We start from the raw sequence: 19,096 nt of genomic DNA on the forward strand, positions 1-19,096 counted from the left end.
TGCTGCGCCTGCGCGGCGGCAAGTTCGTAGAATCGCGGGTTCAGCCCCTGGATGTACACCATGAATCGCTGCAAGCCCCATTTCTCTGCCGTCCGCCGCCTGTGCGCCGGCGCCCTGCTCGCCGGCCTGGCCTGCGCCAGCCTGGGCGCGGCCGCGCAGGGCCTGCCCTCCAACGAGACACGCAACTTCCCGCCGCAGGCCCAGTTCGGCGAGCTGGTTGTGACCGCGCAGTTTCCCGTGGTCGAAATCGACGGCAAGACCATTCGCACCAGCCCGGGCTTTCGCCTGTTCAGCCCCGAGCGCACGCTGGTGCAGGCCATCAACTACCAGGGCAGCAAGCTCGTGGTGGGCTATGTGATCGAGCCGCAGACGCAGTGGCTGCACCAGGCCTGGATCCTGACCAAGGCCGAGGCCGACAAGCACTACAAGCCCAAGTCGATGCTGCACCGCTTCTTCAACTGAGGCCGGCGCACACCGCACGCGCACGATGGACGCGGCCCGCAGCTTGCGGGGCGCAGCGGCTCGGGCCAGGGAGCACAGCGCCCGCCCTGGCCCGGCCATCTTCATTTTTCTGCAGACCGCCGCTTGCAGTGCGGCGGCTGCCTGACGGAACCCCACCATGTCCAAGAAAGTCTTTATCAAAACCTTCGGCTGCCAGATGAACGAGTACGACTCGGACAAGATGGCCGATGTGCTGGGCGCAGCCCAGGGCTACGAGTCCACCGACGACCCGGAGCAGGCCGACCTGATCCTGTTCAACACCTGCTCGGTGCGCGAGAAGGCACAGGAGAAGGTGTTCAGCGACCTGGGCCGCTACAAGCACCTGAAGGAACGCGGCGTGCTCATCGGCGTGGGCGGCTGCGTGGCCAGCCAGGAGGGCGAGGAAATCATCAAGCGCGCGCCCTATGTGGACGTGGTCTTCGGCCCGCAGACCCTGCACCGCCTGCCCGAGCTGCTCAATGCACGCGCCGCCAGGCACAAGCCCCAGGTCGATATCAGCTTTCCCGAGATCGAGAAATTCGACCACCTGCCACCGGCGCGCGTGGAAGGCTCCTCGGCCTTTGTCTCCATCATGGAAGGCTGCTCCAAGTACTGCAGCTACTGCGTCGTGCCCTATACGCGCGGCGAGGAAGTCAGCCGCCCGTTCGAGGACGTGCTGGTCGAGGTCGCGGGCCTGGCCGACCAGGGCGTGAAGGAGGTCACGCTGCTGGGCCAGAACGTGAACGCCTACCTGGGCAAGATGGGTGACACGGCCGAGATCGCCGACTTTGCCCTGCTGCTGGAATACGTGTCCGAGATCCCCGGCATCGAGCGGATCCGCTACACCACCAGCCATCCCAACGAATTCACGCCGCGCCTGATCGAGGCCTACGCTCGGCTGCCCAAGCTGGTCAGCCACCTGCACCTGCCCGTGCAGCACGGCAGCGACAAGATACTCATGGCCATGAAGCGCGGCTACACGGCCATGGAATACAAGAGCACCATCCGCAAGCTGCGTGCCATCCGGCCCGAGATGGCCATGAGCAGCGACTTCATCGTGGGCTTCCCCGGCGAGACCGAGGAAGACTTCCAGAAGATGATGAAGCTCATCCACGACGTGCGCTTCGACAACAGCTTCAGCTTCATCTTCAGCCCCCGCCCCGGCACGCCGGCCGCCAACCTGCACGACGACACGCCCCACGAGGTCAAGCTGCGCCGCCTGCAGGAGCTGCAGGCCGTGATCAACAACAACATCAAGGACATCAGCGACGAGCGCGTGGGCACGGTGCAGCGCCTGCTGGTGGAAGGACTGTCCAAGCGCGATGGCAGCGAACTCATGGGCCGCACCGAGTGCAACCGCGTGGTCAACTTCCCGGGCAACGAACGCCTGATCGGCCAGATGATCGATGTGAAGATCACCGAGGCACGCACCTTCACGCTGCGCGGCGAGGTCGTGGTGCGCCACTGATCCCAACCCGATCCCGGCGGCCCCGGTGGCCCAGCGACCTCTTGCGTAACGAAAGCCCGGCAATGCCGGGCTTTTTGCGTGTAACAGGACGTGAAAACATCCCGGCCACACTGGCCTGGCGCGGGCCGGCCCGCTAGCATCGCGGGTTGCCGCCCTGAGGTCTGTCGGCCTGCATGGCTTTTCCAGCTTCGCTTGCTTGCTATCGATTCCATGAACACCTCCCAGCCCGCCAACGCCCAGGCCATCCTTGAGGGCGAAGCCCTGCATGCCTTCATGGACCAGGCGCACGACCTGCTGCAACAGGAAGATGAAACCAGCCCCATCGCCCCGGCCGAACGCCAGGCGGCCGTCATGGAGCTGCTCTCGCAGCAGCGCTTCGCGCCGGCCACGGTGAGCGAACTGGAGCGTCTGCACGATCTCTGGCTCGACCTGGAACGGCCCGAGACCGCCAACGCCCTGCTGCGCGAGCACCGCGATGCCACGCTGCAGCACCTGCAGGGCGACAACCACCTGCTGGCCACGGCCAGCCTGGCGCTCAGCGACATCCAGAGCCGGCTGCGCTTTGACCGCGAAGGCGGCGTGGCCCTGCTCGCGCCTGCCGCCGATCTCATGGGCCGGCTGCCGCACACCGGCGAGCCCTATCGCTACTGGAATGGCTGGCACTACCTGGCCCGCGAGGCCCAGGCCTGGGAACTGGCCGAGCAAGGCGTGGACCTGCAGCGCAGCCACGAGCGCAGCGACCCCGACGGCGAGGCATCCCCCGCGCGCCGCGACGCGCGTGCCAGCCTGCGCAAGGCCGAGCTGGCCCGCCTGCGCGGCGATGTGCCGGCCACCGTGCGCCATGTGCAGGCCGCCACGGCGCAGCTGGCCCTGGCAGACGCCGACCAGAACGTGGACTTCGACGACTGGCTGCACCTTGCGCGCGAAGTGCTGCCGCTGGCCCCGCAAAGCGTTCCGGCCGTGCTGATGGCGGCGCAGCAGCACCTGGCCCGCACGGAAAGCCCCGCCGCATCGCAGGCGGTGCGCGCGCACCGCAAGGTCCATGAGGCACGGCTGCAGGCCATGGCCTGCCATGCCATGGGCCAGCCAGAGGCCGCGCTGCAGCTGGCCGAGCTGGGCCGCTTCGGCCTGGTGGACGACTCCGACGACGCCTTCAGCGGCCTGGTGCTGCAATGGCTGCAAGAGGCGGGCCGCCTGGCCGATGCGGCGGACCTGGCGCTGGAGAGCGTGCTGCACAGCCGCCCCGGATCGGCCCGCCAGGGCTATGAGCTGGCACTGCGCATGGTGGACAGCGACACCGCCCACGCCCCCGCCTGGGCGCTGATCCTGGCCTGGGCCGGCCTGGACTCCGACATGCAGGAGATCCTGGAAGACAGCCCGGCTGCTGCGCGCAGCGCCGACGACTACCTGGCCCTGGCGCGCACCCAGGCGCCCGGCCATCCGCTGCTGGACATGATCGACGGCTGGCGCCTGGCCAGGAACCACCAATGGGAACAGGCCCTGCCGCTGCTCGAGCGCGGCGTGGGCGAGCAGCCCCGGCACGCCAACTCCGAACTGCTGCCCATGCTCTGGGCCGCGCGCTTTGCCGCGCTGCCGGCCGCACAGGCGCTGCAGCGGCCCTTTCCCCAGGGCTTCGGCGCCCACTGGTGCTATGCGGCGGGCGTGACGCTGGATGACGAGGACGACCTGGCCGCCCTCATGGGCGAAGGCCGTCAGGTGCCGGACGACGAGGTGCGCGAGCCGCTGGTGCAGCGCTACTACGAAGAGGGCCTGGCCCGCTTCGAGGCCTTCTGGGCCAGCGGCCAGGGCAGGTACAAGGACGCGCACCTGCACGTCTACTCCATGCTCTGCAACAACCTTGCCATCAAGTACCGCTCGCAGCAGCGCTATGAAGAGGCTGCAGCCCTGCACCACAAGGGACTGTCCAGCAGCCCCTTCGCCGAGCACCATGACGGCCTGCTGTGGTGTGCCATCCGCCGTGATGACCGACCCGGCATCGTCACGGCGGCAGAGCAGCTGTGGCACTTCACCCAGGACTACGGCTACAGCCGCCACTGCCCCACCGACTACTTCCCCAGCGTGGCGCTGGCGCTCTACCAGCTCGGCCGCGCGGGCGAGATCGGCATCTGGCTGGAACGCCTGGACCAGTGGTTCGAGGAACTGGACGCAGACGAGCAGCGCGAACAGCGGCGCGACTACCTGGCGGCCCTGATGTCCCTGCTCGACTTCTTCTCCGAAAGCCATGGCGACGTGGTGCGCCCCCGCCTGGAGGCCCTGCTGCCCGAAGTGCGCGCCCTGGGCGAGTGCTACACGCTGCGCCGCCTGGCCTGCGCCATGGAAAGCTGCGGCCCCATCGATCAGGCCGTGGCCCTGCACCGCGAGGCCATCGCCAAGCTCACCCCCGATGACAGCGAGGCCGAGCACAAGATGGCCAGGGACGGCCTCCAGCGCTGCCTCAAGCTGCGCTCGGACAGCAAGCCCTGGTGGAAGCTGTGGTGAACCCGGGAGCCGCCACGGCAGCCAGCGCCTACCGCCCGCGCGACGTGGTCAATGCGCCGGACATCAAGCAGCGCATCCGCGAGCGCAGCGCGGCGCGCGGCGACAGTCAGGAGATCGCGGCCTGGCTGGCCAACCACTTCTACCGCCACGTGATCGGCAACCTCGACGCCGATCCGCCGGCCGTTCAGCCCATCTCCACGCAGGCCGAGCTGCTGCGCCTGCACCGGCGCACCGAGCCTGCCGCCTGGGCGCTGGAGCGCCTGCGCGCGCATGCGGCCTGCCAGCCACCGCTACAGGACAGCCCTGCAGCCGGCGCCAGCGCACCGCTGTGGTGGGTGGAGCCTGACAGCGCCCCGCTGCTGGCGCTGGAAAGCCGGCTGCTGGAGTTCCTGTCCACCCGGCGCGGCACGGCGCTTGAGGGCAAGCTGCAGCGCATCAACTGCCCGCAGGCCCTGGCGCGCTGGACGCTGGAGCACCTGGCCTTCGCCAGAAAAAGCGAAAGCGGCTGGGCCGAGCACCGACCCGGCGCCGTGCGCCCGCTGCTGCGTGGCCAGCTGGGTGTCTTCGTCGAATTCGATGCCCAAAGCCCGGACCTGCGCGCCGAAATGGCCTATGAAAGCCAGATGATGCGCCACTGCCTGGGCCAGTTCAGCGCGCGCGGCGCGCTGCGCGGCGGCTACGGCGAGCACTACGCCGAAGCCTGCGAGCAGGGCCGGCTGCGCCTGTTCAGCTACCGCACGGGCACGGCCCAGCCGCGCATCACCGTCAGCGCCCAGGTGCTTGACGGCGGGCGGCTGTGCATCGACCAGATCAAGGGCAAGCAGAACCGCCCGCCGATTGCGCGCTACCTGGCCGACGTGCTGGCCCTGCTCAACCACCTCGATGCCGATGGCGAGGCGCCGACGGATGCCCTGGCCATGGGCATCGTGCGCCGTCCGGCGCATCTGCTGGCCTCGGGCCACACCGGCGCCTGGTGCGCGGCCAGCGAGCTGCACACCGAAGCCGAGCAATTGTGGCTGCTCCAGGCCCACCCGGCGCTGCTGGAGCAGCTGGATATCCGGTCGCCCCTGATGCAATGGCTGGTCGCGGCACGCCGCGACACCGTGCCCGTGCCCGCCTTCGAGCGCATGCCGCGCAGCGCGGCCCTGCAGCAGTCGCTGGAGCTGGCGCGGCGCCGGGCAGGATCGCCGGGCAGGACAGGAAATCCGCGATGAACGCCTTCACTCTTGTTGTGCTGTCTGCATTGGTCTGGTGGGCAGTGCGCGCCGGCCTGCGCCGCAGGCGTGCGGCGCGCCAGCGCGGCGACTTCAGCAGCTACCGCAGCGGCGATGCGGCGCTGGACTGGGCCCTGGCCCTGGCCCATCCCATGGCCTTTCACGCCATCCAGGGCGGCTTTGCAGACCGGCAGCTCCATGGTGCCGACGACACCCTGACCACCCAGCTGCGCCCCATGGTGCTGCACCACCTGGGCCTGCGCACCGACCTGGACGATGCCCAGATCGCACGCCAGTTGCCCGACGGCCTGCGCCAGCGCTGGTTCACGCTGGACCTGCAGCGCCTGCAGGCCGGCGACGATCCCCATGCCGCCATGGCCTTTGCCTGCGCGCGCGTGGCCTTCCACGTGCGATGTGCCTGGCTGCTGGGCTGGCTGGACGAGGCCCTGCACCAGCAGATCCTTCACCTGAACGCATGCCGCGCGCGGGATTGCTTTGACAGCTGGCAGGCCTTCGGCCAGGCCTATGCGCGGGGCCGCAGCCAATGGCTGGCCCGTGGCCGGGCCGACGTGCTGGGCCGCAGCGTGACGCCCGAGGAGGTGCAGCAATGGGTGGCCGATCCGCGCCATCCCTGGCATGCCATGCCCTGGCAGCCGCAGGCGGTGCGGTGACGGCTGCCCGGTGGCCCGGCCCTCAGCCTTCGCCGTGCACCTTGGCGAAGGTCAGGATCACCTCCCGCACCACCTGGCGTTGCGGCGCGGGCAGCCTCAGAAAGGCGTCGAAGGTTTCGCGTTCAAGATAGCCCACGCCCGGTTCCTGGCATTCGTGCTGAGGCGGCAGTGACCGCTGGGCAGGGTCGCCAAAGCGCAGCACTTCGGGCTCGATCCTGAGCAGCTCCGCCAGCAGCACCAGCTTGTCCTGCTCGGGCACGGCCTCGCCGTTGAGCCAGCGCGCAACCGCCTGGAACGAAATCGGCCGACCCCAGTAACTGGAATTGAACAGATTCAGCAGCACGCTGGGCCGCGGCTCCAGACCCGCAGCCTCGATGGCCTGGCGCAGGCGCTGTGCGAATTCGAGCTTGTTATCCATTCCGAAACCCTGGATTTCTATGGAGCTCTCATTGGACCATCGATTCAAGAGCCGGCGCCAAGCCCGGCGCCTTGCCTGGCAGGCGCTCAGGCGAAGATGCTGCGCGCCTCGGTGAAGCGCCTGGCGAAATAGGGGTTGTCCATGCGCACGCGCTGCACCGTGCCGCCGCTGGACGGCGCATGCACGAACTGGCCGTTGCCCACAAAGATGCCCATGTGCGAATAGCGCGAGCCCAGGGTGTTGAAGAACACGAAGTCGCCGCGCTGCAGGCTGCGGCTGCCCACGGGATTGCTGAACTGCGCCCACTGGGCCGTGGTGCGCGGCAGGCGGCTTTCGGTAATGCCGCCCACGGCCCACTGGATCAGGCCGCTGCAGTCGAAACCGCCGTCGGGCGAATTGCCGCCGTAGGTATACGGCGTGTTGACCACGAGCATGGTGCGCGCCAGCAGGGCCTCGCGCAACTCGCCATCCAGGTTCAGGGCCTGCGGCGAAGGAGCAGGCCCGGGACCCGCGCCCTTGCGGGGAGCAGACGAGCAGCCGGCCAGCAGCGCAGCCGCCGCCAGCAGGCCCCAGTCACGGCGAGACAGCCGCGATGCAGTCACGCGGGAAGCCGCAAGGGAAGTCGAAACGCCAGCCTTCATGGCGCCGCATGTTCTCACAAAGCCCCGCAGCGGCCAAAGAAAAGCCGCAGGCTGTGCTGCGGCTTGACTGTCCATCGGCGGGGCCCGGCCCGCTCAGAACGGCAGCTTGGGCATGCCGCCGCCACCGCCCATCATTCCCTTCATGGCCTTCATGCCGCCCATGCGCTTCATCATCTTCATGAGGCCGCCGCCCTTCATCTTCTTCATCATCTCCTGCATCTGCTCGAACTCCTTGAGCAGGCGGTTGACTTCCTGGACCTGCACGCCCGCGCCGTCGGCAATGCGCTTCTTGCGCGTGGCCTTGATGATCTCGGGCTTCTTGCGCTCCTTGGCGGTCATCGAGCAGATGATGCCTTCCTTGCGGCGGATCTCGCGCTCGGCCTTGTCCATGTCCACCTGGCCGGCCTTGGCGGTGAGCTGTGCCGGCAGCTTGTCCATGAGGTTGGACAGGCCGCCCATCTGCTTCATCTGCTGGATCTGGGCCAGGAAGTCGTTGAGGTCGAAGCCGTCACCGCTCTTGACCTTCTCGGCCAGCTTCTGGGCGGCCTCCATGTCCACGCCCTTGGTGACCTGCTCGACCAGGGCCACGATGTCGCCCATGCCCAGCACGCGCTGCGCGTGGCGGTCGGCGTCGAAGACTTCCAGGCCGTCGATCTTCTCGGACACGCCGGCGAACTTGATGGGCGCGCCCGTGATCTGGCGCACCGACAGCGCCGCGCCGCCGCGCGAGTCACCATCGAGCTTGGTGAGCACGATGCCGGTCAGGGGCAGGGCCTCCTTGAAGGCCTTGGCCGTGTTGATCGCATCCTGGCCCTGCATGGCATCGACGACGAACAGGGTCTCGACCGGCTTGAGCGTGGCGTGCAGATCCTTGATCTCAGCCATCAGCAGCTCGTCGATGGCCAGGCGGCCGGCCGTATCGACCAGCAGCACGTCAAAGAAGTGGCGCTTGGCGTAGTCCAGCGCGGCCACGGCAATGTCGTGGGGCTTCTGGTCTGGCGTGGAGGGGAACCACTCGGCGCCAGCCTGGCCGGTCACGGTCTTGAGCTGCTCGATGGCGGCCGGGCGGTACACGTCGCCCGACACGGTCAGCACCTTTTTCTTACGCTTTTCAATCAAGTGCTTGGCCAGCTTGGCCGTGGTCGTGGTCTTGCCGGCGCCCTGCAGGCCGGCCATGAGGATGACGGCAGGCGGCTGGGCGTTGAGATTGATGTCGGCCACGCCCTCGCCCATGGTGGCGGCCAGTTCCTTGTTGACGATGGACACCAGCAGCTGGCCGGGCTGCAGGGAGCCCAGCACCTCCTGGCCCAGCGCCTTTTCCTTGACGCGCGCAACGAAGTCGCGCACCACGGGCAGGGCCACGTCGGCCTCGAGCAGGGCCATGCGCACTTCGCGCAGCATGTCCTGTACGTTGGATTCGGTGATGCGGGCCTGGCCGCGCATCTCCTTGACGAGTCGCGAAAGTTTGTCGGTCAGAGCGGAGGCCATAAGCGGGGAGGAACTGGAGTCGTCGGAAAGGAAAAGGTGTGCTGCAGCGAGCCAGCCGGGGCCAGGTTGCCGAATGGGGCCAGGCGGGGCCGGGTCGCGGCACGGACCCTGCAGATCCCGACGATTCTACCCGCTGCCCCTGCAGGGGTAAGTACCGGCCTTCCCTGCCGCGCAGCGGGCACCGGCCGGCAGTAACATCCACACTGTTTCCATAGATTATGGCTATCGCCCTGTGCAGTGCCGGCTTGCTACCGCCTAGGAGTCTTCATGCCCGATACGCCGTATGGCCAGTTCCTGGACCGTGTGCCCGACGGTTTTCTTATGTTTGACGAGCAGGGCTGCCTGCTCGATGCCAATGCCCATGCCTGCGCCAGCCTGGGCCATCACAAGGCCGGCATGCTGGGGCTGGGCATCATGGACGTGTGGCCCGACGCGGACGGACTTCGGCGCGGTCCCTGGCAGGACATGGCCGTGGACAGCCAGGCCCATCTCTGCGGCCGACTGATCCGCCGCGACGGCACCAGCTTCCCCGCCGAGCTCCATATCTATTGCCAGTCGCTGTCGGGCAGGCGGCTTTTCTTCACCACCTGGCACGAGCTCAGCGAGCGCACCGGCCAGGACGAGCCGATCGGCCAGCCCGATGCGCAGCTGGAGCCGCTCCTGCGAAAAAGCACTGGGCCGTGGCAGGATTCGACGCGCCTGCTGGAAGCCGTGATGCACGAAACGCCCGACCTGGTCTTCGCCAAGGACCGGCAGGGCCGCTACACCTTCGTCAACCCCGCCGCCGCGCGCTTTTCCGGGCGCACGCCCGAAGACATCGTGGGCAAGACCGACCAGGAACTGTTCCCCGACAGCAGCTTCACCCACAGCGACCGCCGGGTGCTGGACAGCGACGCCCCCGTGGTGTCGGAGGATCATTTGCTGGTCAACGGGCAGCGCCGCCTCTTCCAGTCCACCAAAATTCCTTACCGCAATGACGAGGGCCGGACCGTGGGCGTGCTGGGCATTGCGCGCGACATCACCCTCATGCGCCAGACCGAGTCCCAGCTGCAAAAAAGCTACGACGTGCTGCGCCAGGCCGAACAGCTGGCGCGCCTGGGCAGCTGGACATGGGAGCTGGACACCGAACACTTCCAGGCCTCGGAGATGATGTATGTGATGAATGGCCTGGACCCCCAGGGTCCGCCGCTGACGCGCCATGCCCTGCGCGCCATGCTCGGACCGCAGGATCTTGCCCGGCTCACCGCTGCCGTGCAGCTGTGCATCGGCACCGGCCAGTCCTACAGCCTCGATGTCGTGCACCACTGCCCGGACGGACGGCGGTTCGCGGCCCGCCTCATGGGCCGCGCCCTGCGCGACGAGCAAGGCCGCATCGTCGCGCTCAGCGGCACGCTGCAGGACCTGTCCGAACGCGAGGACGCACGCATGCGCCTCGAAGCCCTGGCCGACAACCTGCCCAGCGGCGCCATCTACCGCCTGGAAGGCGGCCTGGCGCAACTGCGGCTCAGCTACATCAGTGCCGGCATAGAGAACCTGATCGGCGTGCCGGCCCACGCCATCATGGCCGACCGTCAGGCCTACCTGAATGCCATCCATCCCGAGGACCTGCCGCACTACCAGCAGATGCTGCAGTGCTCGGTCGATACGCTGCGGGTCTTCGACTGCCGCTTTCGCGTGATCAGGCCCGATGGAGAGATCCGCTGGCTGCGCTGCCGATCGGCCCCCCGGAGCAGCCACGAGGGCATGGTCTGGGACGGCATCATGCTGGACATCACCCGCGAGCGCGAGGCCGAGCAGGCGCTGCAGCAGGCCAAGGAGGCCGCAGAAGCGGCCGAACGGGCCAAGTCGGATTTCCTGGCCATCATGAGCCACGAAATCCGCACCCCCATGAACACCGTCATCGGCATGACGCGCCTGGTTCAGCAGACTGCGCTGACATCACGCCAGCGCGGCTACCTGGAGAAGGTGGAGCGCTCGGCCAGCGCCCTGCTGGCCGTGATCAACGACGTCCTCGACTTTTCCAAGATAGAGGCGGGCATGCTGGCGCTGGAGGAAGTGGATTTCGCCCTTGACGATGTGCTGGAGACCGTCTCGGCCTCCACGGCGCTGCGCGCAGAGGAAAAGGGGCTGGAAGTGGTCTATGCGCTGGACCCGCACCTGCCGCCCCGGTTGCGCGGCGACCCGCTGCGCCTGGGCCAGGTGCTGACCAACCTGGTCGGCAATGCCATCAAGTTCACCGAGCATGGCGAGGTAGTGATCTCCCTGCATCTGGAGCCGCCGCTGGCGTGCGCGCCGGTGGAGGCCGGCGCGCACGCCACGGCAGCGCCCCTGCACCACCTGTGCGTGAACGTGCGCGACACCGGCATAGGCCTGGATGCATCGAGGGCCGAACGGCTGTTCCAGCCTTTCACCCAGGCCGACATCCAGACCACGCGCCGCCACGGCGGCACCGGCCTGGGCCTGGCCATCTGCCACAGGCTGGTGCAGCTCATGGGCGGCGAGATCAGCGTCTGCAGCCAGCCCGGCCAGGGCAGCAACTTCCGCTTCACGGCCAAGGTCCGGCCTGCCACGGATGCGCCGCTGGACGGCCACGACAACCTGGGCAGCACCGGCGTTCTCATCGTCGATGACAACGCCAGCGCGCGCGAGGCCCTGGCCGCCATGGTGCGCAAACTGGGCATGCGCTGCGATACGGCGGCGGACGGCATGCAGGCGCTGCACATGCTGCAAGAGGCCGCACGCCAGGAATCCCCCTACGGCCTGGCCCTGCTGGACTGGCGCATGCCCGGCATGGACGGGCTGGACCTGGCACGCCGCATGCGCGAGCAGCAGGACCTGGCCAAGACCCCGGCTGCGCTCATGGTCACGGCCTTCGGGCGCGACGAAGTGCAGCTGCAGGCCGCGCAGTTGGGCCCGCGGGGCCTGCTGATCAAGCCCTTGACCGCATCGGCACTGCGCTCGTGCATCCGGGAGGCACTGCGGGACCCCGAATCGCCCCCGCCGGAAAGCCCGGCGGCCGGCCCCTCGCCACAGCAGCGCTACCCGGGCCTGCCTGGGCGCAGGGTGCTGGTGGTGGATGACAACGTACTCAACCGCGAGGTGGCCACCGAGCTGCTGGAGCAGGCCGGCATATCGGTACAGACTGCGCAGGACGGTCTGCAGGCGCTGCAGCTGCTGGACACCCAGCCTTTCGATGCCGTGCTCATGGACGTGCACATGCCCGGCATGGACGGCCTCAGTGTCACGCGCACCATCCGCACGCGCAGCGCGCTGCGGCATCTTCCGGTGATCGCGCTGACTGCGCAGGCCTATGTCGAGGAGCGCGCCCGGATCGAGGCCGCAGGCATGAATGCCCATCTGACCAAACCCGTTGACGATGTGCTGCTGTACGAGACACTGCAGCGCTGCCTGCGCGCGGGCCCTCCTCCAACGGCAGCGCTTGCGCCGGCCGCGCCCTTGCAGCCGACGCCGTCAAGCCCTGCCCAGGCCTGGGATCCGGCACGGCTGCGGCAACGCCTTGCCGGCCAATCGCCGCGCATGCTCCACGCCATCGAAGGCTTTGCCCAGGACTTTGCCGATGCGCCGCAACGGCTGCGCGATGCCGTGCGCAGCGGCCATTGGGACACCGTGGCATCGCTGGTGCACACCTTCAAGGGCAGTCTGGGCTACCTGGGCGCGGACCTGCTGGAGCAATGGTCGGCCATGGCCGAGACCGGTGCGCAAGCCTGCCTGTCAGGCGACGGCAATGGCGGCAACGCCCGGCCCGGCGGCGATCTGCAATCCCTGGTCCAGGCGCTGGCCGATGGACTGCAGGGCCTGCTGGCGGAAATCGCCCGGCGGTCCGGGCAGACGGCCGTAGTGGCCGTGGCGTCCGCGGCCGCCGTGACCGCCGTGACCACTGCCGCGCCCCCCCCGCAGCGGCAGCCGATGACCGCGGAAGAAGTCTCGTCCACCCTGGCTCGGCTGCGGCTGCAGATTGCCGACAGCGACTATGCCGCCATGGCCGAACTGGATCGGCTGCGGCCCCTGGTCGACGGGCGCCATGCGTCCGTGCTGCAGCGCATCCAGCGCTGCACCGAGTCCCTGGAAACCGAGGCGGCGCTGCAGGCACTCGAAGAGCTGGCGCGGAGCATGGCCGTGAACCGGACGGTCCTACAGGGAGCTGCAGATGTTTGAAGCCTTGACCGGGCCGGAACTGCCCACGGTCCTCATCGTTGACGACGAACGGCTGAACCGCAGCATGCTGGCCGAGCTGCTGAGCCCCCACTACCGTGTGCTGCTGGCCAAGGACGGCCCGGGTGCGCTGGTGATCGCCCAGCGCGAAGCCCACCGGCTGCAGCTGATCCTGCTGGACCTGGCCATGCCCGGCATGAACGGCTACGAGGTGCTGGGTGCGTTGCGCGCCCAGGAGCGCACCGCCCATATCGCCGTCATCTTCATTACCGGCCAGAGCAATGCCCAGGCCGAGGAATACGGCCTGCGCCTGGGCGCGGCCGACTATGTCTCCAAGCCCATACGTCCCGCCGTGGTCGAGGTGCGCGTGCGCAACCAGATACGCCTGGCCCTGCAGCGCCAGGCCCTGGAGCGCCTGGCCATGGTGGACGGACTGACAGGGCTGGCCAACCGCCGCCACTTCGACGACATGCTGGAGCGCTCCCACCGCCGCAGCCTGCGCACGGGCGAGTCCGTGGGCCTGGCTCTCATTGATATAGACCACTTCAAGCAATACAACGACTGCTATGGCCATGTGCAGGGGGACGAGGCGCTCAAGGCAGTGGCCGCCACGCTGCAGCGCCATGCGCGCCGGCCCTACGACCTGGCAGCGCGCTTTGGCGGCGAGGAATTCGCGCTCATCCTCCCCGGCGAAAGCGACGCCCAGGTCATGGCCGAGAATTTCCGCCAGGAAGTGCTGCGCCTGTCCATCGCCCACGCCGCCTCTCCCACGGCGCCGCTGCTCACCGTCAGTTGCGGCGTACTCACCGTGCGGCAGCCGTCTGCCGCGCCTTTGGAAACCTGGCTGCAGAAGGTGGACGGCCTGCTCTACCAGGCCAAGGCCCTGGGGCGCAATCGCATCGAGGCAGCCATCGAGCCCTGAAGAAAATGCGCTCCGAACCACGGCACGGCGCCCGGATTCTGAGCCTGCACAACCGGCGGCAGGAAAGCCACAGCTATCATAGAAAGATGCTCTCCGTCCCCCTGATTTCCGCCAACGCATCGCCCCTGGGCTGGATGCTGGCGCTTGCCGCAGCCGTGGCCTATGCCGTGCCGGCCGCCGGTGCCCGACGCATCAGCCATGCCGGCGCCCGCGCCGCATTGCGCCTGGCCTGGGTGCTCCACGCCCTGGCCCTGGCCTGGGGCCTGCTCGGGGAACAGCCGCACTTCGGGTTCGCGCCAGCACTGTCCATGACGGCCTGGCTGGTGCTCACCGTCTATGGGGTCGAACAGCAGTTGTTCCCCAAGATGCGCGCGCAATTGGCGCTGTCAGCGCTGGGCACGGCCGCCGTGCTCCTGGCCGCGCTGTTTCCGGGAACGCCCCTGCATGTCAACGCCTCGCCCTGGCTGCCGCTGCACCTGGCACTGGGCATTGCCTCCTACGGACTGTTCGCCGCCGCCGTGGTCCATGCCTCGCTGATGACACGCGCCGAGCAGCACATGCGGCTGGGCGGCGGCGGGCATGACAGCGGCCTGCCCCTTCTCACGCTGGAGCGCCTGACCTTCCGCTTCGTGTCCGCAGGCTTTGTGCTGCTCACGGCCACGCTGGCCGCAGGCTGGCTGTTCGGCGAACAGCTCTACGGCAAGGCCTGGGTCTGGAACCACAAGTCGGTGTTCTCGCTGCTGTCGTGGCTGACCTTTGCCGTGCTGCTGATCGGCCGTGCGCGCTTTGGCTGGCGTGGCCGCAGCGCCGTGCGCGTGCTCTACGCGGGCGCCGCGCTGCTGCTGCTGGCCTATGCGGGATCACGCTTCGTGATGGAAGTGCTGCTGGAGCGCGCCGCATGAAGTACCTGCTGGTCCTGATCGTCATCGTCATTGCCGTCGGCGTCTGGCGCAGCCAGCGCCGTGCCGAGGCCCGTGAGCGGCGCCAGGCGGCTGCGCCTCGCAACCCGGCCGACCCGGCCAACGCGCCGCTGGCGGCACCGCAGGACATGGTCGAATGCGCGCACTGCGGCCTGCACCTGCCGCGCAGCGAAGCCATCGAGGCCGCAGGCCGCAGCTATTGCAGCGCCGAGCACCGGGCCCTGGCGCAACGGCGCTGAGCATGCAGGACGCCGCCCGCTCCCCGCCGCCCACCATCGACGAGGCCACGGCGCAGTCGCCGCACGACGCCAACGCCCCCTTCGTCCGGCTGTGGCAGGGATTTCTGACGGGCCGCGTTCTCATCGCCACCGCGCTGCTGCTGCTGCAGTTGGCGCTGCTCAGCGTGCAGCCCGGCGGCAATCCCCTGGTCTGGCTGGTCTGCCTGGGCTACCTGGGGCTGACGCTGCTGGTGCGGCTGACCGCACGCGAGCAACCGCCCTCTGCCCGCGCCGGAGTGCACTGGCTGCCCGTGATCGGCGTGGACATCGCGGCCATCTGCCTGCTGCAGGTGTTGCAGACAGGCCCGCTCAACTACTCGGCCCTGCTGGCCATCCCCATCCTGATTTCGGCCGTGCTGGGCAATCTGACGCTGGCGCTGGCCACCACGGCCAGCGTCACGCTGCTGACCCTGGGCTGGGTCGCATGGCAGGACCTGGCGGGCCGCATAGAAAGTACCCAGGCCTACTACCAGGCCAGCTTTGCCTGCGCAGGCTATTTCGCCGTGGCCTATCTGACGCACGAGCTGGCGCGCCGCGTGCGGCGCGAGCGGCACCTGGCACAGCACAGCAGCCGCAAGGCCCAGGCCCAGGAGCAGGTCAATGCCCTGGTGATCCGCCACCTGGGCGAAGGCGTGCTGGTGGTTGATCCCCAATTCCGCGTGCAGCAGGCCAACCCGGCCGCGCTGCACCTGCTGGGACTGGCCGACGCGCATGCCCTGCCCTTCGCACTCAAGGAGCACGCCGGCTGGCAGCGGCTGCAGGATGCCGTGGCCCAGAGCTTTGCCCAGAACCTGCCGATATCGGCCGCCATCCATCTGCAGTCCATCGGCCAGGAAGGCATGACGGGACTGCATCTGCGCACCTGGCTGACCGAGGTCGCCACCCCGTCCGACGCCACCGATGCCGCCGAGCCCGCGCTGCTGCAGCAGCTGTGCGTAGTCTTTCTGCACGACCTGCGCGAAATGGAGGCGCGGCTGCGCACGGAAAAGCTGGCCTCCATGGGCCGCATGTCCGCCGCCGTGGCCCATGAGATCCGCAATCCGCTGGCCGCCATCACCCAGGCCAACGCCCTGCTGGCAGAAGATCTGGCGCAGAACCCGGCCCAGCAGCAGCTGTGCCGCATCGTGGGCCAGAACGCCGAGCGGCTGGCGCGCACCGTCGAGGACGTGCTCAACATCGCGCGGGCCCAGCAGCACATTGGCGAGGCCCACGCCGGCCTGCTGGACCTGGACCAGCATGTGGCCCAGGCCTGCCAGGAGTGGCAGGCCCAGGACCAGCCTGCGCGCAGCATCCAGCTGCTGCTGGACGCGCGCGCAAGGACCGTGGTGTTCGACGGCGAGCACCTGCGCCGCATCCTGGTGAACCTGCTGGACAACGCCCAGCGCTACCGCAGCAACGCCCAGCAGCCGCATACGCTGCAGGTGCTGACCGGCGCGCCGGCCGCAGGCCAGATCTGGCTGCAGGTCTGGAGCGACGGCGCCGCACTGGAGCCCACGGTGCAGCGCCATCTGTTCGAGCCCTTCTTCTCGTCGGAAAGCCGCTCCAGCGGCCTGGGCCTGTACATCTGCCGCGAGCTGTGCCAGCGCTACGATGCAGGCATCAGCTACCAGCGGCTGTCGCGGCCCGCGCCGCACGGCCCTGTCGAGGGCAATGCCTTCAGCATCGTGTTCCGCGCCGGCGCCGCATCGGCTCTGCCGGCCTCCCTGTTTGACCAGATTGTGGTGTGATGCCCTTGAACTCCCTGCCCGCTGCCGCATCGATTCTTGTCGTGGACGACGAGCCGGATCTGCGCACCCTCTATGAACTGACCCTGCTGCGCGAAGGCTACCGCGTGGAAACCGCCGCCAGCGTGGGCGAGGCGCGCGAACAGCTGCAGACCCAGCGCTTCGACGTGGTCATCACCGACATGCGCCTGCCCGACGGCATGGGAATGGAGCTGCTGCAGGACCTGCGCAACCAGCAGCGGCGAGAACGCTGCGTGGTCATGACCGCCTACGGCTCGGCCGAAAATGCCGTCGAAGCCCTGCGCTCGGGCGCCTTCGACTATCTGACCAAGCCCGTGGACCTCAAGCAGTTCCGCCTGGTCGTGGCCTCGGCCGCCCAGGGCGTGGGCGGCGTGCCGCCCCCCGGCGTGATGCCGGCGCGCAGCCCCTCGGCGGCGTCGGCCGCAAGCCCCGTGCTCAGCGGCGGCGGGGCGCTCGACGCCATGGTTGGGGAGTCGCCCGCCATGCAGGCCGTCAAGCAGCGCATTGCCAAGGTGGCGCGCGGCATGGCGCCGGTGCTGGTGCACGGCGAGTCGGGCACGGGCAAGGAGCTGGTGGCGCGCGCCCTGCACGCCTGCAGCCAGCGCGCCCACGGCCCCATGGTGGCCGTGAACTGCGGCGCCATCCCCGAAAACCTGCTGGAGGCCGAGTTCTTCGGCGCCCGCAAGGGCTCCTATACCGGAGCCACCCAGGACCGCGACGGCTACTTCCAGGCGGCACGCGGCGGCACCCTGTTCCTCGACGAAATCGGCGACCTGCCGCTGCCCATGCAGGCCAAGCTGCTGCGCGCCATCCAGGAACGCCGCGTGCGCCCCCTGGGCTCGGCGCAGGAGGAAGCGGCCGACGTGCGCATCGTCAGCGCCACCCACCGCGACCTGGCCGCCGACGTGCAGGCAGGACGTTTTCGCCAGGACCTGTACTACCGCCTCAACGTCATCGAAGTCCTTCTTCCGCCGCTGCGCGAGCGCCGCGAGGACCTGCCCGCGCTGTGCCGTGCATTGCTGGCACGGCTGTCGCAGGAGTCGGGCCTGCCCATGCCCGAGATCGACGAGCGTTCCCTGGAGCAGATCGCCCGCCTGCCCCTGCCCGGCAATGTGCGTGAACTGGAGAACCTGCTGCACCGCGCCATCACGCTGGGCGAGGAAGGGCCGCTGCGCATAGACCCCGAGATGCAGCTGCCCTGCGGCACTCCGCCGGCCCCACCCGCATCGACGCAGACCCAGGCGCACGACGGCGCCGCACCGCCGCCGGAGCCTGCCGACATGGAGCTGCCCCGCGACCTGCAGGCCTGGCTGGACGAGCGCGAGCGCAGCATCCTGGTGCAGGCGCTGCAGGAAAACGGCTTCAACCGCACGGCCACGGCCGCGCGCCTGGGGCTGAGCCTGCGCCAGATCCGCTACCGCATCGACCGGCTGAACATCGCCCTGCCCGGCGACGCCAGCGCCGAGGCGGACGGAGGCGGCCATGGCGAAGCCTGATCCGCAGGCACCAGCTACCACGACCACGGCCCCGGCCTGGACCTGGCAAGGCGGCTGGCTGCAACAGGCACGCCACCTGCCCTCGCCCAACTTCGGCGAGCGCCCGGCCCAGGCCCTGGTCGATCTGGTCGTCGTGCACTCCATCAGCCTGCCCCCCGGCGAGTACGGCACGGGGGCGGTCCAGCAACTGTTCACCAACCAGCTCGACTGGGACGCCCATCCTTACTACCAGGGCATACGCGGCCTGGAGGTGTCGGCCCATTTCTTCGTCACGCGCCTGGGCGAGGTCTGGCAATTTGTGGACTGTGACGCGCGCGCCTGGCATGCGGGCGCCTCCAGCTGGCGCGGCAAGGATCGCTGCAACGACGACTCCATCGGCATAGAGCTGGAGGGCCTGGAGGGACTGCCGTTCGAGCCGGCGCAATATGCGGCCCTGGAGAACCTGTGCGAAGCCATCGCCGCACGCTACCCCGTCGCCCATCTCGCAGGCCATGAGCACATTGCGCCCGGCCGCAAACGCGATCCCGGCCCCGGCTTCGACTGGCCCCGGCTGCGCGGGCTGCTGTCCCGTCACCAGGCCACGGCGAACTGGCAGCTGCCGCCCCGCGCCGGCCAGCCCTCCACGTAAGCACACACCCTCCTGCCGGACTGCGCCAGGCCTTGCACGCAGGCCGGCTTGTCCA

15 protein-coding genes are annotated in these 19,096 nt (G+C 68.9%); 12 read left to right on the forward strand and 3 right to left on the reverse strand.

Annotation, left to right across the window (positions count from 1 at the left end):
• Positions 1 to 60 precede the first annotated feature (60 nt).
• The 5 genes from ACRSCF_RS25595 (at position 61) to ACRSCF_RS25615 (ending at position 6,332) form a co-directional block, all read left to right on the forward strand.
• Positions 61 to 462, forward strand: a complete 402-nt coding sequence (locus ACRSCF_RS25595) for a hypothetical protein (protein ID WP_016447986.1) — start codon at positions 61 to 63, stop codon at positions 460 to 462.
• A 157-nt stretch (positions 463 to 619) separates the two neighbouring features.
• Positions 620 to 1,948: a tRNA (N6-isopentenyl adenosine(37)-C2)-methylthiotransferase MiaB gene (gene miaB / locus ACRSCF_RS25600; protein ID WP_016447987.1), complete on the forward strand. Its 1,329-nt coding sequence runs from the start codon at positions 620 to 622 to the stop codon at positions 1,946 to 1,948.
• Positions 1,949 to 2,158: 210 nt separating this feature from the next.
• The gene (locus ACRSCF_RS25605; RefSeq protein ID WP_244387444.1) at positions 2,159 to 4,447 is read left to right on the forward strand and encodes a hypothetical protein; all 2,289 of its coding nucleotides are present in this window, start codon (positions 2,159 to 2,161) and stop codon (positions 4,445 to 4,447) included.
• On the forward strand, positions 4,444 to 5,661 hold the full coding sequence (locus ACRSCF_RS25610; protein WP_034364318.1) for a hypothetical protein: 1,218 nt from the start codon (positions 4,444 to 4,446) through the stop codon (positions 5,659 to 5,661). The genes ACRSCF_RS25605 and ACRSCF_RS25610 overlap by 4 nt, the downstream gene beginning before the upstream one ends.
• The gene (locus ACRSCF_RS25615; RefSeq protein ID WP_244387446.1) at positions 5,658 to 6,332 is read left to right on the forward strand and encodes a DUF1266 domain-containing protein; all 675 of its coding nucleotides are present in this window, start codon (positions 5,658 to 5,660) and stop codon (positions 6,330 to 6,332) included. Before ACRSCF_RS25610 ends, ACRSCF_RS25615 begins: the two co-directional genes overlap by 4 nt.
• A 22-nt stretch (positions 6,333 to 6,354) precedes the next feature.
• On the opposite strand, the gene ACRSCF_RS25620 is transcribed toward ACRSCF_RS25615, so the two are convergent.
• The 3 genes from ACRSCF_RS25620 to ffh all read right to left on the reverse strand — a co-directional run bounded on the left by ACRSCF_RS25620 (position 6,355) and on the right by ffh (position 8,879).
• Positions 6,355 to 6,750 carry a helix-turn-helix domain-containing protein gene (locus tag ACRSCF_RS25620; RefSeq protein WP_016447991.1) on the reverse strand — a complete coding sequence of 132 codons (396 nt, stop codon included), beginning with the start codon at positions 6,748 to 6,750 and terminating at the stop codon, positions 6,355 to 6,357.
• A gap of 86 nt (positions 6,751 to 6,836) precedes the next feature.
• Positions 6,837 to 7,391 (reverse strand): C40 family peptidase, encoded by a 555-nt coding sequence (locus ACRSCF_RS25625; RefSeq protein ID WP_016447992.1) that lies wholly within the window; start codon positions 7,389 to 7,391, stop codon positions 6,837 to 6,839.
• 93 nt (positions 7,392 to 7,484) lie between these two features.
• Complete coding sequence (gene ffh / locus ACRSCF_RS25630) at positions 7,485 to 8,879, reverse strand: signal recognition particle protein (RefSeq protein WP_016447993.1); 1,395 nt, start codon at positions 8,877 to 8,879, stop codon at positions 7,485 to 7,487.
• Positions 8,880 to 9,146: 267 nt separating this feature from the next.
• Between ffh and ACRSCF_RS25635 the strand changes: the two genes are divergently transcribed.
• The 7 genes from ACRSCF_RS25635 (at position 9,147) to ampD (ending at position 19,041) form a co-directional block, all read left to right on the forward strand.
• Positions 9,147 to 13,055, forward strand: a complete 3,909-nt coding sequence (locus ACRSCF_RS25635) for a response regulator (protein ID WP_034364228.1) — start codon at positions 9,147 to 9,149, stop codon at positions 13,053 to 13,055.
• Positions 13,048 to 13,974 carry a GGDEF domain-containing response regulator gene (locus ACRSCF_RS25640; protein WP_016447995.1) on the forward strand — a complete coding sequence of 309 codons (927 nt, stop codon included), beginning with the start codon at positions 13,048 to 13,050 and terminating at the stop codon, positions 13,972 to 13,974. Before ACRSCF_RS25635 ends, ACRSCF_RS25640 begins: the two co-directional genes overlap by 8 nt.
• A gap of 86 nt (positions 13,975 to 14,060) precedes the next feature.
• Positions 14,061 to 14,876 (forward strand): cytochrome C assembly family protein, encoded by an 816-nt coding sequence (locus ACRSCF_RS25645; protein WP_017407444.1) that lies wholly within the window; start codon positions 14,061 to 14,063, stop codon positions 14,874 to 14,876.
• Positions 14,873 to 15,133: a PP0621 family protein gene (locus ACRSCF_RS25650; protein ID WP_034364227.1), complete on the forward strand. Its 261-nt coding sequence runs from the start codon at positions 14,873 to 14,875 to the stop codon at positions 15,131 to 15,133. The genes ACRSCF_RS25645 and ACRSCF_RS25650 overlap by 4 nt, the downstream gene beginning before the upstream one ends.
• Before the next feature lie 2 nt (positions 15,134 to 15,135).
• On the forward strand, positions 15,136 to 16,899 hold the full coding sequence (locus ACRSCF_RS25655) for a sensor histidine kinase (RefSeq protein WP_034364224.1): 1,764 nt from the start codon (positions 15,136 to 15,138) through the stop codon (positions 16,897 to 16,899).
• Positions 16,899 to 18,413, forward strand: a complete 1,515-nt coding sequence (locus ACRSCF_RS25660) for a sigma-54-dependent transcriptional regulator (RefSeq protein ID WP_244387448.1) — start codon at positions 16,899 to 16,901, stop codon at positions 18,411 to 18,413. The genes ACRSCF_RS25655 and ACRSCF_RS25660 overlap by 1 nt, the downstream gene beginning before the upstream one ends.
• Positions 18,400 to 19,041, forward strand: coding sequence for a 1,6-anhydro-N-acetylmuramyl-L-alanine amidase AmpD (gene ampD, locus ACRSCF_RS25665; RefSeq protein WP_034364222.1), 642 nt, complete (start codon positions 18,400 to 18,402; stop codon positions 19,039 to 19,041). Before ACRSCF_RS25660 ends, ampD begins: the two co-directional genes overlap by 14 nt.
• Positions 19,042 to 19,096 lie beyond the last annotated feature (55 nt).

It is taken from the genome of Delftia sp. 11MD (assembly GCF_050907895.1).
GTDB classification, from domain to species: Bacteria; Pseudomonadota; Gammaproteobacteria; order Burkholderiales; family Burkholderiaceae_C; genus Comamonas; species Comamonas tsuruhatensis.